Here is a 16,155-nt window from a genome sequence, read left to right as displayed (position 1 = left end):
GGATTGCCGGCACCGGGATTCCCGTTCCCAGGATTTCCATTACCCGGATTACCGTTGCCGGGGTTGCCGTTGCCCGGAGTGCCTGAGCCGGGGTTACCGTTGCCCGGAGCGCCTGAGCCGGGGTCGCCGTTGCCCGGATTGCCGTCGCCAGGGTTGCCCGAGCCCGGATTACTGTTGCCGGGGTTGCCGTTGCCCGGATTGCCGGCGCCGGGGTTGCCAGAGCCCGGGTTATCGTTGCCCGGAGTGCCCGAACCAGGATTGCCCGCGCCGGGGTTGCCAGAGCCCGGGTTATCGTTGCCTGGATTGCCGGCGCCGGGGTTGCCGTTGCCCGGAGCGCCTGAGCTGGGGTCGCCGTTGCCCGGATTGCCCGAGCCCGGATTGCCAGCACCGGGGTTGCCGGCGCCAGGGTTGCCAGGATTGGTCGCTCCAGTATTGGCGTTGTTGCCGGGGCCCGCTGCGGCATTATTGCTCGCGTTGGTTACGGCTGGCGGCGGTGAAGCGTTTCCGCTTGAACCGGAGTTTCCTGCCGCAGCGGTGGAAGTCGCTGCTGAAGATGTAGCTGGAACCGCAGTCGTGCTTGTGGTCGTAGCCGATGGTGTTGTCGTCGCGGCAGTCGCGGCGCCTGATGTAGACGCTGTCGTGGTGGTGGCCGCTGGCGCCGTCGCAGGCGGGTTCTGGACTAGGCCATCGGTCAAGGTCTCGTAGTCAAGGCTCGGCGCCGCGACTGGAGCCGCTTCGATCGGAACCGATGCAACGGGTGTGGAAACCTCGACGCTGGTCGGTTGCTGGCGCGGGACCAGGGCGGTGGCTCCCGCCGCCACGTCGCTGACGGCATTGCCGTTATTGGCGCGGACTTCGACCAGACCTTCGGCGACATGCACGCGGTCGCCCATGGGGTCGACGGTGACTGTAAACGTCGTGCCCTTCACCACGGCGGCAAGCAATGGCGTCTCCACCCGAAAGTGCGGCTGCCTCTGCCGATCGACCTGGAACAGGGCCGAGCCAAGGTCCTGCAAAACCCGTGTCATGCCTCCGACTTCTGGCGCGAGCGTGGTGCGACTGTTCGGCCCTACCACGACCCTTTGCTGACCGTTCGTGATCATCGCACGGCCGTTTCCGCCTGTCGTGACGCTGGTTCCGGTCGGTAATACCTGCCCAACCGAGCCGTTTGCAGCGGGCCGCGCCGGTATGGCCACGCGAACAACGCCCGCCACTTCCCTGATGCGCCATTCATCCGCCAGAGCCTGGGTCGGGTAGCGCACAAAGAAGAAGAGGATCGCGAAGAATATTGCGTATCGATTGGCCAACACACACTCCAGACATTCTGTTTGATGTTCTGGATATCAGGACGTGCCTGCCAAGCTCTTAACTGGTGATATTAACACGATTTTTAGCCCGAACGCCGTAAATGATCTCCTGTGTTTGGAGAACGGCGTGCGTCATATTTTTTCGACTTCATGGTTAAGAACAATCAGCGTCCTGTGGGGGATGGTGGCGGTGCTGACCATGGCTGTCGCGGGACCGGTTCGCGCGGACGCTGAGCCGGCCTCGACGCCGGACGCCGGATGCGCCGGATGTCTGATCCTGACCAGCATGCTGATCCAGGGGGTGAGCGCCTATCCACTCGCCGATCTCGCCGACACCTATGACCAGCAGTTGGCGCGGCGCGTCTCGGTGGACGATCTCGTGCAGTCGGCCAATGCAATCACCGCCCGTTATCGCAACGACGGCTATTTCCTGACCCGCGCCGTCGTCGCCGAAACCGACCCCTCCATCGGCGCCGCCCGCATCGTGGTGTTTGAAGGCTATATCTCGGAACTGAAACTGACCGGCGATGGCGCACGCGCCGTCGAACCGATCCTAAAGCCCTTGGTGAACCAGCGCCCCCTCACCATCGGCGAACTGGATCGCCGCCTGTCCCTGGCGTCCGACGTGCCCGGCGTCAAACTGACCAGCCGCATCGAGCCGATCATCGGCGACCCGGCCCAACACCGCTTGGTTGTCGAGACGGCAATGACCTCGGGCAGCGCCGGCGTCTATGTCGACAATCGCGGTTCCGAAACCCAGGGTCCGTGGCAAGTCTACCTGTCCGGCGCCCGCAACTCGACCTTTATGGCCGGCGACCAGATCACATTGGGCGTGCTGACGGTGCCGGATCGCCCTGACGAACTTACCTATATCGATGCGTCCTACTCTGTCGTCGCGTCCGGAGGCGGCCGCGTCCGCTTTGGCGTATCGGGCTATGAGACGGATGCGCCGCTTCAGAACGCATCGGGCTGGGTCGGGGGGAGCAGCCGCATGGCCTCGGTCACGCTCTCGCATCCTCTGGTCCGTTCGCGCGACAAGAACCTCTGGCTCAACGCGGGACTGGATGTCCGTCGCGTCGAGCAGAACTACGTCGCCACGGGTCGCACCGACGAGACCCTGACCGTGGCGCGGATGTCGGTGGCGGGACAGCGGCGTTCCAGCTCCGGCTGGATGGCCGGCTCAATTCAGCTGTCGAAAGGGATTGACGCCTTCGGCGCCACGACCGAGCGCTCGCCGCTGAATACGCGCTACGACGCGACGGGCGAGTTCTTCAAGGTCAACGCCCAGGTCAGCGCCTATCGCGATCTCAGCAAGTATGTCGGCGTCTATGTCGAGGCCTCAGGCCAATGGTCGGACGACGCCTTGCTCAGCTCCGAAGAGTTCTTCGTCGGCGGCCCGACCTACGGCCGGGCGTATGACTATGGCGAAGCCAGCGGCGACAAGGCCGTCGCCGGGATGATTGAGGCGCGGGTCGGATATGATCCCAAGGGCGACCTTATCACCTTCGCTCAGGCTTTCGCCTTCTTCGACACCGCCAAGGTGTGGAACAAGACGCCCGGTCGCGACTGGTCCGAACAGCTGACGTCCGCCGGGGTGGGTTCGCGCATCACCTTCGACCGCAAGACCACCCTGCGTATCGAGTTCGCCAAACCCCTGTCTCGTGCGCCCTATAACCAGCCCGACAAAGGCTGGCGCACCTTCGTGTCGTTGTCGAAACAGTTCTAGGCGCGCGCGCAGAAGCCCTCGCGATGCGTTGCGACGTATCGCGAGGCGGTGAACGGCCCGCGTAAATCGGTGCCACGTTTTAAGTCGTATTGTTTGGAAGAAGTGGCGCACCCGGAGCGATTCGAACGCCCGACCCTCAGATTCGTAGTCTGATGCTCTATCCAGCTGAGCTACGGGTGCGGCTGCCTTGCGGCGAGGGCGGGTCTTTAGCCGGTGGATCGGGCGGACGCAAGCGGGGGAATGCAGTTTCTGCGTCTGAAGCGGTTGGCGTGGCGGCTGCGACGGCTTAGGCCTGTCTGACGCTCCCCTGCTTTCGGATCTTCCATGCGTTCATTCCGTCGCCAGATCGCCGCTGTGCTGGTTCCCGTCCTCTTGGCGGGATGTCAGACCGCGACAGCCAGCCAAGGGGCGCCCGCGCTGGCGACAGCATCGCCGCAGGCCGTGTCGGCCCCGTCGTCGGCCGCATCGCACGCTCGGGGCCCATTCGTGGCGGCGGCGAATCCGCTGGCGGTCGAGGCGGGGATGACCGTGTTGCGGCGCGGAGGATCGGCCGTGGACGCCGCGGTGGCGATCCAGGCGGTGCTGGGCCTGGTGGAGCCGCAGTCTTCAGGCCTGGGGGGCGGGGCCTTTTTGATGAGCTATGACGCCGAGACCGGGACCGTCACGGCCTATGACGGGCGCGAGACGGCGCCGGCGTCAGCGACGCCCGAACTGTTCTATGAGGACGGCAAGCCGCTGGGCTTCATGGATGCGGTCCTCTCGGGGCGATCGACCGGCGCGCCGGGGGCGGTGGCCATGCTGGCGATGGCGCAGAAGGATCACGGCAAGCTGGCCTGGCGTGATCTGTTCGGGGACGCCGAACGGCTGGCGCGCGACGGGTTCACGGTCAGCCCGCGTCTGGCCGGCATGATCAATGGACGCTATCCCCAGGCGCGGACGCGTTGGGCCAGCGCCTATTTCACCAAGCCGGACGGCACGCGGTATCAGGCAGGCGATACGCTGAAGAACCCCGCCTACGCCGACACCGTCGCGCGACTGGCGCAGCAGGGGCCGGGCGTCGTCTATGGCGGGCCGATCGGGCGCGACATCGCGGCGGCGGTTCGCGAAGGACCGCGCCCCGGCGGTCTGACCGAGGCGGACATCGCCGGCTATCGCCCCTTGCGCCGCGACGCCCTTTGCCGGCCGTATCAGGCCTATGTGGTCTGCGTGCCGCCGCCGCCGTCCAGCGGCGTGGCGTTGCTGCAGTTCCTGGCCATGGCCGATGCGACGCCGGATCTAGACAAGGGGGCCAAGAGCCCTGAGGCCTGGGTCGCGTTCGGGCGGTTGCAGCGGCTGATGTATGCCGACCGGGACCGCTATATCGGCGATAACGACTTCGTCGGGGTGCCGATCGCCGGTCTGCTGGATTCCGATTATGTCGCGTCGCGCGCGGCCCTGGCCCCGCAGGTGAACGGCCCGGTCGAGGCCGGCGCCCCGACGGGATCGCCGCCGCGCGGGGTCGACCAGACCGCCGAGCCGGGCGGCACCTCGCACATGGTCGTGGTGGACGCATGGGGCAATGCGGTCAGCATGACCACGACGGTCGAGAGCATCTTCGGCAATGGCCGGATGGTCGACGGCTTCTTCCTGAACAACCAGCTGACGGATTTCTCCTTCACGCCGCACGAGGACGGACATCCGGCCGCCAATGCCGTGGCGGCGGGCAAGCGGCCGCGCTCGTCGATGACGCCGGTGCTGATTCTGGATCGTCAGGGGCGGCTGGTCGGCGCCATCGGCTCGCCGGGCGGGTCCAGCATCCTGGCCTATGTCGCCAAGGCCCTGGTCGGGACGATGGACTGGGGCTTGTCGATGCAGGAGGCGATCGCCCTGCCCAATCTGGTGGTGCGGGGCGAGATGGTCGGGGCCGACACCGACCTGATCGCGCCCCATATCCGCGACGCCTTGGCGGCGGCGGGCATGGCCCTGAGGCCCAACGCCACCGAGACCTCGGGCCTGCATGGCGCGATCTGGCGCGACGGGCGCTGGGACGGAGGCGCCGACCCGCGTCGCGAGGGCGTGGCGCTCTCGGAGATTCGTTAAAGGCTCAGCGGCCGGGACGGATCGACAGCTGGAAGGCCAGCAGGCCTTCGCTGACGTCGGTGTCCAGACCGTTCATGCCGCGCAGACCCTTGCCGGCGTCGATCTCGCGATAGACGACGCCGAACGACGTCTGCATGTCGCCCTTGCGATAGGCCACGCCGATCGAGGCGTCGCCCAGGAAGCTGCCCTTGTCCTGGGTATAGCCGGAGCGCGCGTAGTCGCCGTCGCGCGTGCGGGCGAAGTTATAGCCCACGGCGCGGCCCGAACCGGCGGCGTACAGATACCAGCGCGGCCGCTCGCCGAACCGCTCGCGGCCGTTGGGGGCCAGACGATCCAGACCCTCGCCGATCTTGAGCGTGACGCCGGCCTCGGCCGAACGGCCTTCGCTGCCGACGCCCAGGCCTGCGTGGGGCGTCAGGCTGACTTCCAGGCCCGAGGCGGTGTGGCCCCGCGCGCCGCGGAAGCCGCGCACATAGCGCAGGTCGTAGGCTTCGGGGTCGAGTTCGGCCCGGTCGATGGGCGTGACCGGCAGGGGCGAGCCGTCGGCGCGGCGCAGACGGCCGGCGGTCTCCAGCGTCACACGGTCGGTGAAGTCGGTGCGGTCGATCCAGACATCGTTGCGGGTGCTGGCGGACAGGCCGGATCGGTCGTCGGGGCGGAAGGCGATCGGGATTTCGATCTGGCCGCCGAACCGGGCGTCGGACGCGACGCGGAATCGGGTCTGGTCGCTCAGGCGGGCCGCAGCGGAAATCTCAGGCGCGGCGTCGAAGGCGTTGGGGGCCCAGGTCTGCGCACAGGCGGCGTTCGCACAGGCTGTCGCCAATACGCCGGTAGCTCCAATCATGCAGGCCTTTAATCGCATCCGGTCTCCCCACCGATCCGCTGGACACACACTGCAACCCTCAGGCGCAAGAGTCCAACGGCTTTTGGTCATGGTTTCGTCGCTTTTGAACGAGGACGCCCAGCAGCGGTTCCCAAACGAAAAAGGGCCCCGCTGTCGCGGAGCCCATCGGGTCGTTTGGTGCAGATGGCCTTATTGGCAGGCCAGGCACTCGTCGTAGTCGGTCTTAGGCAGGGAGAAGAGATCCGGCTGATTGGGATCGATCACCTCTTCGGCCTTGTCCTCGGCGCCTGCGAAGGCGGCGCGCTGCACCGACTTGGAGCGTAGATAGTACAGCGACTTCACGCCGCGCTCCCAGGCGGACCAGTGCAGCATGTGCAGGTCCCATTTGTTCACGTCGCCGGGGATGAACAGGTTCAGCGACTGGGCCTGGCAGATTTCCGGCGCGCGGTCGGCGGCCAGTTCGATCACCCAGCGCTGGTCCAGTTCGAACGCGGTCTTGAACACGCCCTTCTCATCCTCGTCCAGGGCTTCGAGGTGCTGGACCGAACCTTCGTTTTCCAGGATGGAGCTCCACACCGCCTCGGTGTTGATGCCCTTTTCGTCGAGCAGGCGCTCCAGATAGGGGTTCTTGACCGCGAAAGAGCCCGACAGGGTCTTGTGGGTGTAGATGTTGGCCGGGATCGGCTCGATGCCGGCGGACGTGCCGCCGCAGATGATCGAGATCGAGGCGGTCGGGGCGATCGCCAGCTTGTGGCTGAACCGCTCCATCACGCCGCGCTCTTCGGCGTCCAGGCACGGGCCCTTCTCTTCGGCCAGCAGGCGGCTGGCCTTGTCGGCCTCGCGGCGCAGATGCTTAAACAGACGCATGTTCCACGACTTGGCCATGGCGCTTTCGAAAGCCACGCCCTGACCCTGCAGGAAGGAGTGGAAGCCCATCAAACCCAGACCCACCGAACGCTCGCGCTTGGCCGAATAGACGGCGGCGGCCATGGCGGGCGGGGCGCGGCGGATGAAGTCCTCCAGCACATTGTCCAGGAACCGCATCAGGTCCTCGACGAAGCGCGGCTCCTCGCGCCATTCCAGGAAGGTCTCGGCGTTGACCGACGACAGGCAGCAGACGGCGGTCCGGTCCACGCCCAGATGGTCGCGGCCGGTGTGCAGCATGATCTCGGCGCACAGGTTCGACTGTTTGACCTTAAGGCCCAGGTCGCGCTGGTGCTGCGCCATCTGGCGGTTCACCGTGTCCGAGAAGATCAGATAGGGCTCGCCGGTCTGCATGCGGATGTCGAGCAGCTTGGTCCACAGCGAACGCGCATCGACGGTCTTCATGACCGCGCCGTCCTTGGGCGACTTCAGGTCGAAGGTTCCGCCGACCTTGACCGCCTCCATGAACTCATCGGTGACGTTGATCCCGTGGTGCAGGTTCAGGGACTTGCGATTGAAGTCGCCCGACGGTTTGCGGATCTCCAGAAACTCTTCGATTTCCGGGTGGTGGATGTCCAGATAGACGGCGGCCGAACCGCGGCGCAGCGAACCCTGGCTGATCGCCAGCGTCAGGCTGTCCATCACGCGGATGAACGGGATGATGCCCGAGGTCTTGCCGGCGCCTTTCACCTTTTCGCCGATGGAGCGGACGCCGCCCCAATAGGTGCCGATGCCGCCGCCGTTGGAGGCCAGGGCCACGTTCTCGTTCCAGACGTTCTGGATGCCGTCCAGGCTGTCGCCCACCGCGTTCAGGAAGCAGGAGATCGGCAGGCCGCGATCCGCGCCGCCGTTCGACAGGACCGGGGTCGCCGGCATGAACCACAGGCGGCTCATATAGTCATACAGGCGCTGGGCGTGTTCGGCGTCGTCCGAGAAGGCGGTCGAAACGCGGGCGAACATGTCCTGGTAGCTTTCACCCGGCAGCAGATAGCGATCTTCCAGCGTCTTCTTGCCGAAGTCGGTCAGCAGATCGTCGCGCGAGCGATCGACCTGGACCGATTTGACCACGGTCAGGTGGGGGCGTTCCGGCGTCGGCGTCGCCGCAACGCCTTGGAATTCCGTCGTCTTCAATGCCTCGCCGCCAGCCATGGTCATCTGCGTCCTGAACAAAAAATCGTTTGAGCCGCCCGCGCCGCGACCACATCATCTTGTGGCCTCTGCGCTCCCCGAGCCCACATATAGGGCGCATATGCCTAATGACCCGTCAACGGGTTGACGCCGACCATTGTGGGCGAATCGGTCGGACAAGTCCCAGCCGTCTGGGGAAAAGCCAGCACGCAAGCCAGCACGTCCGTTTTACGCGCCTGAGACAGCGTGATCACGAACGCGTGATCGGAACGACTGCCCAGCTTGGCCGTTGGCTCGCCCATGACGCTTTCCGATTTCCGCGCCTTTTTGATACGCGTCCTGACGGTCGCCCGCACGGAGATCGCCGCGCTTCTGGCTCTGTTGGTCGTCGCCGGCGGCGTTCTGACCTTCGCAGGCCTCGCCGATGAGATGACCGAGGGTGAAGGGCAGGCCTTCGATCTTCATGTCCTGGCGCTGATACGGCCCTATGCCGACGATCCGGGGCGACCGTGGGGGCCGTGGTGGCTTAAGGAGGCGGCGGCGGACATCACCTCGCTGGGCGGCATCTCGGTGCTGGGGCTGTTCGCCCTGATCGTGATCGTCTTTCTGCTAAGCCAGCGGAAATGGCTGTCGTCCCTGCTGCTGGTCGTGGGCCTGGCCGGCGGCGTCATACTTTCGGAGGGTCTGAAGGCCGTGTTCGAGCGCGCGCGCCCCCCTGCGGCCATGCAGGCGGTGGAGACGATCAACGCCAGCTTCCCCTCCGGCCACGCCCTGCTATCCACCGTCTTCTATCTCAGCGTCGCCGTCATGCTGACCCGCGCCTTCCCGCGCGAGCGATTCAAGGTCTTCGTCCTCGGCGTCGGCATTCTGCTGGCCCTGCTGGTCGGGCTGACACGCATCTATCTGGGCGCCCATTGGGCCACCGACGTCTTCGCCGGCTGGGCGGTCGGCGCGGCCTGGGCCATGGCCCTGTGGCTGGTCGCCTATGGGGTAGCGCGCTGGCAGAAGCGCCATCGCGCGGCGCTGCAGGACGAAGCCTCCCCTATCGAAGCCGCGCCCAACCCGACCAAAGTCTAGGCCCGCCGACCGCCTCCCGGCAGGCTAGTCTGGCGACATGACGGAGACGCACGCCATGGATCACGCCGCCCTCTACGCCGAACGCCTAAAGACTCCTGACCAGGCCGCTGCCCTGATCGTCTCGGGCGCCAAGGTGGCCATGGGGCTCGGCGTGTCCCAGCCGCCCGCCCTGCTCAGGGCCCTGGCCGAACGGGCCGCGCGCGGCGAGGTCGAGGATGTGAACCTCTATTATCTGCTCTCCACCGCCATCGCGGGGGACACGGTGCTGCGCTATGAGCTGATGGATCGGATCCGGCCCTGGAGCCTGTTCCACAGCGCCATCGAACGCCGGCTGGAACAGCGCGCGCACGAGGAGGGTCGCCCCAACCCCGTGCAGTTCATTCCCACGGGCTTTCAGCAGTCGCCCCGCCTGTTGTGCGACGAGGTCAAGGTGGACGCGCTGATCTGCACCGTCTCGCCGATGAATGCGGACGGCTTCTTCTCGTTCGGGACCAACACCGACTACGCCAAGCCGGTGTCGCAGACGGCCCGGACGGTGATCGTCGAGGTCAATCCGCACATGCCGCGCGTGTTCGGCAACTGCACCGTCCATGTGTCCCAGGTCGCCGGCATCGTCGAACATGTGGCGCCCCTGCTGGTCGTGCCGCGCGCCGAGCCTCAGCCGGCGGACCTGGCCATCGGCCGCATCATCGCCGGCCTGGTCGAGGACGGGGCGACGCTTCAGATGGGGATCGGCGCCCTGCCCAACGCTGTTTGCGACGCCCTGATGGACCACCGCGATCTGGGCGTTCACACCGAGATGCTGACGCCCGGCCTGGTCGAGCTGATGCAGGCCGGCGTGGCCAACCATGCCCGCAAGACCCTGCATCCGGGCGTGGGCGTCTTCGCCTTCTCGATGGGCGACCTCAACACCTATGAATTCCTGGACGGCAATCGCGGCATGGAGGCCCATCCGGTCTCCTATGTGAACGACCCGGCCGTGATCGCGCGCAATGCGAAGATGATCTCGGTCAACGCCACGCTTCAGGTCGATCTGACCGGCGCCTGCTGCTCGGAGTTCCTGAACGGGCGCCAGTTCACGGCCGCCGGGGGCCAGTTGGACTTCGTGCGCGGCGCCTATGGATCGGAGGGCGGCAAGTCGATCATCGCCTGTCATTCCACGGCGGCGAAAGGGACGGCCTCGCGCATCGTCGCGCGTCTGGACGGGCCTGTCACCACCCCGCGCAACGACACGCACATCGTCGCTACCGAACACGGCTGGACCAATCTGAAGGGCAAGTCGTCCAGCGAGCGCGCCCGCGCCCTGATCGCCTTGGCGGCGCCTGAGTTTCGCGACGGCCTGACGGCGGCGGCGCGCGAACAAGGGCTGATCTGACGCCTGACTTGATCTTGGGCCTTCCGTCGGGACTTCTGGCGCCATGAAGACCGTCCGCCTGCTGGCCCTGCTGTCCCTGCTCGTCGCCGCGCCTGTCAGCGCGAAGGCCGCACAGGGCGCCTATGCCACCGACGGCGACTGTGGCGGCCGACCCATGACCACAGTGAGGATGGCGCCGGGCTATTGCCTGGGGCTGGTCTGGCAGGGCGCGGGGGACGAGGGGCCGCGAATGCCGCGCGGCCTGCTGGCGCTATCCAACGGCGACTGGTTGGTGACGGATCTCGGCAGTTGGGACCAGGGACGCGGCGCGATCTGGCGGCTGTCGTTCGGCGCCGACGGCGCACCGCGCTGGTGCCGGCTGACGCAAGGCCTGAGCATGCCGCACACGGCGGCGCGCGGGCCGGACGGGCGCATCTATGTGTCCGAGATGAACCGCATCCTGACGCTGGATCCCGACGCGGCCGATCCGGCGGCGACCGTGCGCACCGTGATCGGCGACCTGCCCGACAATCGGCTGCACGCCAATCGCCACCCGCTGTCCAGCTTCGTGTTCGACGCCAACGGCGACCTGCTGGTCAATGTCGGCGCCCTCAGCGACCGCTGCGTAGATGCGCGAGGCCGGGCGCGCGCCAATGCGGCGGGCGCCTGCATCGACAGTGCGGCGACGGCCCAGGTGCGGCGCCACGCCTATCTGGGAAACGGCCGTTGGGCCGGTGACAGCACCGTCTTCGCCTCAGGCCTGCGCAACTCCATCGCCCTCGTGCGGCACCCGTCGGGCACGATCCTGCAAGGCGAGAACTCGGTCGACCTGACCACGCCTGACCATCCCTATGACGAGATCAATGTCCTGCGTCAGGGCGGCCATTACGGCTGGCCCTATTGCGTCGATCTGGCGACGCCCCTGCCGGGCTGGAGCGCGGCCCAGGCGCGATGCCGCCAGCGCGACCGCCCGGTCGCCCTGCTGCCGCCGCACGCCGCGCCGCTGGACCTGATCTATTACGACGGGGCGATGTTCCCCGAACTGCGCGGCCGGCTGCTGATGAGCTGGCACGGATATCGTCGCGCGGGCGGCCGGATCGTGGCGGCCGAGACGGATGGCGAGGGCCGCCCGCTGACCGATATCGGCGGCCGCTACGCCATCTATCCCCGGGGCGCCCTGCCCTATCCCGCCGGCGCGCCCAGCGTGCGAGGCAAGGTTCTGACGCCGGGCTGGGACACGGTCGCAGGCCTTCAGCCGCGCGGCGCGCCGGTCGTGCTGGCCGTCGCCGCCGACGGATCGATCTGGGTCACGGACGACCGAAACCGGACGATCCTCAGGATCGCCCGGTCGGATAAGACGCCCTAGCTCTTGCGTGCGTCGCGCTTGGCCAGGACGCGCAGGCGAAGGGCGTTCAGCTTGATGAAGCCGGCCGCGTCCTTGTGGTCATAGGCCTGGACGCCTTCTTCGAAGGTCACCAGGTCCTGATCGTACAGGCTGTTGGGGCTTTCGCGGCCGATCACCGAGACATTGCCCTTGTACAGCTTGACCTTGACCGTGCCGGAGACGTTTTCCTGGCTCTTGTCGATGGCGGCCTGCAGCATCTCGCGCTCGGGCGAGAACCAGAAGCCGTTGTAGATCAGCTCGGCGTACTTCGGCATCAGCTGGTCCTTCAGGTGCATGGAGCCGCCGTCCAGGGTGATGCTTTCGATGCCGCGGTGCGCCGCGATCAGGATGGTGCCGCCGGGGGTCTCATAGACGCCGCGCGACTTCATGCCGACGAAGCGGTTCTCGACCAGGTCCAGGCGACCGATGCCGTTGTCGTGGCCGTACTGGTTCAGGGCGGTCAGGATCGTGGCGGGCGACATGGCCTCGCCGTTGATCGAGACGGCGTCGCCCTTTTCGAACCCGATCTCGATGACGGTGGCCTTATCCGGCGCGTCCTCAGGCGCGATCGTGCGCTGGTGGACGAACTCGGGCGCCTCGACCGCCGGGTCTTCCAGAACCTTGCCCTCGGACGAGGAGTGCAGAAGGTTGGCGTCGACGCTGAAGGGCGCCTCGCCGCGCTTGTCCTTGGCGATGGGGATCTGGTTCTTTTCGGCGAAGTCCAGCAGGGCCTCGCGGCTGCGGAACGCCCACTCGCGCCACGGCGCGATGACGCGGATGTCGGGCTCAAGCGCATAGTAGCCCAGCTCGAACCGGACCTGATCGTTGCCCTTGCCGGTCGCGCCGTGACAAACGGCGTCGGCGCCGACCTGACGCGCGATCTCGATCTGGCGCTTGGAGATCAGGGGCCGGGCGATGGAGGTGCCCAGCAGGTAGTCGCCCTCATACTGGGCGTTGGCGCGGAACATGGGGAAGACGAAGTCGCGCACGAACTCTTCGCGCAGGTCGTCGATGAAGATGTTCTCGGGCTTGATGCCCAGCTTCAGCGCCTTCTCGCGCGCCGGGCCCAACTCTTCGCCCTGGCCCAGGTCGGCGGTGAAGGTCACCACCTCGGCGTTATATTCGGTCTGGAGCCACTTCAGGATGATCGAGGTGTCCAGCCCGCCCGAATAGGCGAGGACGACTTTCTTGACGGGCTTGTCGGCGGGGGCGGACATGGCGGCTCTTTCAGCAAGGGGCGGTCAGTCGGGGAGTTGACGCGCGCATAAGACCGGGGGTGCGGCGATGCAACCTTTTCCGGGTCGCGCGGGCGAGAACATGAACCTTTCGTCATGTTCCATTTGGTCGCGTTGCCAGGCGGCAGACCGGCGTTATGGTCCCCTCCAACTGCAATCCCGAGGATATCGCATGCGCCGCACTGGCTCTCTCGTCGCCGCCGCCGCCCTTCTGGCGGTTTCAACGCCCGTCTGGGCCTCCGTGGCCTCTGCAACCGCCGCCCAGGCCGCCGGTCAGGCTGCAGCACCCGCCGTCCAGGCCGCGCCGGTGTCGCAGCTAATCAACGAAGTCGACATCCCCTACACCAAGTTCACCCTCGACAACGGCCTGACCGTCCTCGTCCATGAGGATCACAAGGCCCCCGTCGTCGCCGTCTCGGTGTGGTACAACGTCGGCTCCAAGGATGAGCCGGCCGGCAAGACCGGCTTCGCCCACCTGTTCGAACATCTGATGTTCGGCGGCTCGGAAAATGCGCCCGGCAGCTATTTCACGCCGATGCGCAACATGGGCGCGACCGACATGAACGGGACCACCTATTTCGACCGCACCAACTATTTCGAGACGGTCCCGACTCCGGCGCTGGAACAGGCGCTGTTCATGGAAAGCGACCGCATGGGCTACATGCTGGGCGCCATCAGCCAGGAAACGCTCGATCTGCAACGCGGCGTCGTCCAGAACGAAAAGCGTCAGGGCGACAACCAGCCCTATGGCCTGAACCAGTACAAACAGCTGGAGGCCCTGTTCCCCGAAGGCCACCCCTATCGCCACTCGACCATCGGTTCGATGGCCGACCTGGACGCCGCCTCGATGCAGACGGTGCGCGACTGGTTCACCTCCAACTATGGACCCAACAACGCCGTTCTGGTGCTGGCCGGCGACATCACCCCCGCCAAGGCGCGTGAACTGACCGACAAATACTTCGGCCCGATCGCCAAGGGTCCGGTGAACAATCCCGCCCAGGCTCCGGTCCCGACCCTGTCCGCCCCGCTCAGCGAAACCACCCACGACCGCGTCTCGAACGCCCAGGTCGAGGTCAGCTGGGCCGTGCCCGGCATGCTGGACCCGGATTCCGTGCCGCTCAGCGTCGCGGCATCGGTCCTAGGCGGCCTGGCCTCCTCGCGCCTGGACAATGAGCTGGTGCGCGGCGAACAGACCGCCGTCTCGGCCAGCGCCGGCAACAGCGCCTTCCACCGCGTCGGCATCTTCGAGATGAGCGCCACGATCAAGCCGGGCGAAGACCCCGCCGCCGTTGAGGCGCGCATGCGTGAAATCCTGAACGGCCTGATCGCGAACGGCCCGACGCAGGACGAGATCAACCGCGTCGTCACCCAATACGCCTCGCGCCGCATCCAGGGCCTGGAACAGGTCGGCGGCTTCGGCGGCAAGGCCACGGCGCTCGCCGAAGGCCAGCTCTATGCCGGCGATCCGGAGTTCTACAAGAAGCAGCTGGCGGCCTACGCCGCCGTCACGCCGGCCCAGGTCAAGGCGGCGATGCAGAAGTGGCTGACCCGTCCGGCCTATACGCTGACCACCCTGCCCGGCCAGCGCGAAGCCTATCAGGAGGCGGCCGCCGCGCCGTCCGGCGCCAATCGCACCCCGGCTCCGGAAATCGAGCGGAAGCCGCGCATGCCCAAGCCCGAGATCGGTCAGGTCGCCAACGTCGACTTCCCGGCCGTCGAGCGCACCCGCCTGTCGAACGGCATGGAGGTGATCTACGCCCAGCGCGACGCCACCCCGACGACGAAGATCGCGCTCGACTTCGACGCCGGTCTGGCCGCCGACGACCGGTCCAAACTGGGTCTGCAGACCCTGATGCTGGACCTGATGGACGAGGGCACCCGCACCCTGAACGCCACGCAACTGGCCGAGGCGCAGGAAGCCCTGGGCGCAACCATCACCACCGGGGCGACGATGGACAGCTCGGTCGTCCAGCTCTCGGCGGTGACGCCGAACCTGAAGCCTTCGGTGGATCTGATGGCCGAGGTGGTGCGCAATCCCGCCTTCGCCCCGGCCGAGCTGGAGCGCCTGCGCGCCACCCGCCTGTCGCGCATCGCCGCCGAGCGGACCCAGCCGGCCGCCCTGGCCAGCCGCGCCCTGCCGGAACTGATGTACGGGCCGAACAGCCCCTATGGCCGTCCGTTCAGCGGCAACGGCGACGAGGCCAGCGTCAAGGCGATCACCGACGCCGACATCCGCGCCGACTACGCCAAGTGGATCCGCCCGGACAACGCCAAGCTGTTTGTCGTCTCCGACCGCCCCCTGGCCGAGCTGACGCCGATCCTGGACAGCGCCTTCGGTCAATGGGTCCCGCCCGCATCGGCCAAGGCCGTTAAGGACTTCTCGGCCCCGATCCCGGCCGCGACGCCCAAGATCGTGCTGATCGACCGTCCGCAATCACCCCAGTCCTACATCATGGGCGGCGAGGTCCTGGGCCTGTCGGGCACCGACGACCTGTTGGTGCTGAATGCGGCGAACAATGTGCTCGGCAACGACTTCCTGTCGCGCATCAACTCGGATCTGCGTGAGACCAAGAGCTGGTCCTACGGCGTCAACGCCTCGGTCAATCCGTTCGCCGGACGCGTGCCCTATCTGGTCACCGCCCCGGTCCAGGCCGACAAGACCGGCCCGGCTATCGAAGCCCTGAACCAGCAGTTCAACGACTTCCTGTCGGGCGGCAAGGGCGTGACGCCCGAAGAGCTACAACGCACGATCAACGGCAACACCCGCCGTCTGGCCGGCAGCTACGAGACCTCGGCCGCCGTCCTCGGGGCGATGCGCTCCAACGCCCTGCTGGGCCGTCCGGACGACTATCCGGAAACCATCGCGGCGCGCACCAACGCCCTGACCGCAGCCCAGCTGGACGCCGCCGCCAAGGCCGCCATCGACCCGTCCAAGTTCGTCTGGGTCGTGGTCGGCGACGCCTCGGTGGTCAAGCCGCAACTGGACGCCCTGGGCATCCCTGTCGAGGTCCGCGCGGCGGCCCCCGCCGCCCAGTAGGGCGACGACAGACCAGAACGACAAAGGCCCGGAGAGCGATCTCCGGGCCTTTTCTTTTTG

General features: G+C 66.9%; 10 protein-coding genes and 1 tRNA gene. 6 read left to right on the top strand and 5 right to left on the bottom strand.

The features are described from left to right. The coding region (locus BLR19_RS14310; protein WP_143007397.1) for a FecR domain-containing protein at positions 1–1,307 on the bottom strand (1,307 nt) is incomplete at its 3' end. A 127-nt stretch (positions 1,308–1,434) separates the two neighbouring features. Between BLR19_RS14310 and BLR19_RS14305 the strand changes: the two genes are divergently transcribed. Beyond that, positions 1,435–3,033, top strand: coding sequence for a ShlB/FhaC/HecB family hemolysin secretion/activation protein (locus BLR19_RS14305; protein ID WP_143007396.1), 1,599 nt, complete (start codon positions 1,435–1,437; stop codon positions 3,031–3,033). Positions 3,034–3,136: 103 nt separating this feature from the next. Here the strand turns inward: BLR19_RS14305 and BLR19_RS14300 are convergent. Next, positions 3,137–3,213: transfer RNA gene (locus BLR19_RS14300), tRNA-Arg, on the bottom strand. A gap of 144 nt (positions 3,214–3,357) precedes the next feature. On the opposite strand from BLR19_RS14300, the gene BLR19_RS14295 reads away from it, so the two are divergent. Beyond that, positions 3,358–5,112 carry a gamma-glutamyltransferase family protein gene (locus BLR19_RS14295; protein ID WP_091752409.1) on the top strand — a complete coding sequence of 585 codons (1,755 nt, stop codon included), beginning with the start codon at positions 3,358–3,360 and terminating at the stop codon, positions 5,110–5,112. A 4-nt stretch (positions 5,113–5,116) separates the two neighbouring features. On the opposite strand, the gene BLR19_RS14290 is transcribed toward BLR19_RS14295, so the two are convergent. Further along, positions 5,117–5,956, bottom strand: a complete 840-nt coding sequence (locus tag BLR19_RS14290) for a lipid A-modifier LpxR family protein (protein WP_218119436.1) — start codon at positions 5,954–5,956, stop codon at positions 5,117–5,119. Between the two features lie 189 nt (positions 5,957–6,145). Then, entirely contained in the window at positions 6,146–8,035 is a 1,890-nt protein-coding gene (locus BLR19_RS14285) for a ribonucleoside-diphosphate reductase subunit alpha (RefSeq protein ID WP_091752403.1), read from the bottom strand. A gap of 273 nt (positions 8,036–8,308) precedes the next feature. Between BLR19_RS14285 and BLR19_RS14280 the strand changes: the two genes are divergently transcribed. From BLR19_RS14280 to BLR19_RS14270, 3 genes are read left to right on the top strand one after another with little or no spacing between them, the layout of a single operon-like run. After that, entirely contained in the window at positions 8,309–9,085 is a 777-nt protein-coding gene (locus BLR19_RS14280; RefSeq protein WP_091752400.1) for a phosphatase PAP2 family protein, read from the top strand. Positions 9,086–9,140: 55 nt separating this feature from the next. After that, positions 9,141–10,460: an acetyl-CoA hydrolase/transferase family protein gene (locus tag BLR19_RS14275; protein WP_176758364.1), complete on the top strand. Its 1,320-nt coding sequence runs from the start codon at positions 9,141–9,143 to the stop codon at positions 10,458–10,460. A gap of 43 nt (positions 10,461–10,503) precedes the next feature. Further along, entirely contained in the window at positions 10,504–11,805 is a 1,302-nt protein-coding gene (locus tag BLR19_RS14270; protein ID WP_091752397.1) for a PQQ-dependent sugar dehydrogenase, read from the top strand. Here BLR19_RS14270 and BLR19_RS14265 read toward each other — a convergent pair. After that, complete coding sequence (locus tag BLR19_RS14265; RefSeq protein ID WP_091752394.1) at positions 11,802–13,040, bottom strand: argininosuccinate synthase; 1,239 nt, start codon at positions 13,038–13,040, stop codon at positions 11,802–11,804. The genes BLR19_RS14270 and BLR19_RS14265 overlap by 4 nt on opposite strands. Before the next feature lie 190 nt (positions 13,041–13,230). On the opposite strand from BLR19_RS14265, the gene BLR19_RS14260 reads away from it, so the two are divergent. Beyond that, positions 13,231–16,095, top strand: coding sequence for a M16 family metallopeptidase (locus BLR19_RS14260; protein WP_091752391.1), 2,865 nt, complete (start codon positions 13,231–13,233; stop codon positions 16,093–16,095). Positions 16,096–16,155 lie beyond the last annotated feature (60 nt).

This window comes from Brevundimonas sp. 374 (genome assembly GCF_900102995.1).
GTDB classification, from domain to species: Bacteria; Pseudomonadota; Alphaproteobacteria; order Caulobacterales; family Caulobacteraceae; genus Brevundimonas; species Brevundimonas vesicularis_C.
This window is presented reverse-complemented; position numbering and strand designations above follow the sequence as displayed.

Excerpts from the sequence above, each read along its gene's own strand:
- BLR19_RS14280 (WP_091752400.1), top strand. The coding sequence starts at position 8,309 with ATGACGCTTTCCGATTTCCGCGCCTTTTTGATACGCGTCCTGACGGTC.
- BLR19_RS14265 (WP_091752394.1), bottom strand. The coding sequence starts at position 13,040 with ATGTCCGCCCCCGCCGACAAGCCCGTCAAGAAAGTCGTCCTCGCCTAT.
- BLR19_RS14290 (WP_218119436.1), bottom strand. The coding sequence starts at position 5,956 with ATGATTGGAGCTACCGGCGTATTGGCGACAGCCTGTGCGAACGCCGCC.
- BLR19_RS14260 (WP_091752391.1), top strand. The coding sequence starts at position 13,231 with ATGCGCCGCACTGGCTCTCTCGTCGCCGCCGCCGCCCTTCTGGCGGTT.
- BLR19_RS14275 (WP_176758364.1), top strand. The coding sequence starts at position 9,141 with ATGGATCACGCCGCCCTCTACGCCGAACGCCTAAAGACTCCTGACCAG.
- BLR19_RS14295 (WP_091752409.1), top strand. The coding sequence starts at position 3,358 with ATGCGTTCATTCCGTCGCCAGATCGCCGCTGTGCTGGTTCCCGTCCTC.
- BLR19_RS14285 (WP_091752403.1), bottom strand. The coding sequence starts at position 8,035 with ATGACCATGGCTGGCGGCGAGGCATTGAAGACGACGGAATTCCAAGGC.
- BLR19_RS14270 (WP_091752397.1), top strand. The coding sequence starts at position 10,504 with ATGAAGACCGTCCGCCTGCTGGCCCTGCTGTCCCTGCTCGTCGCCGCG.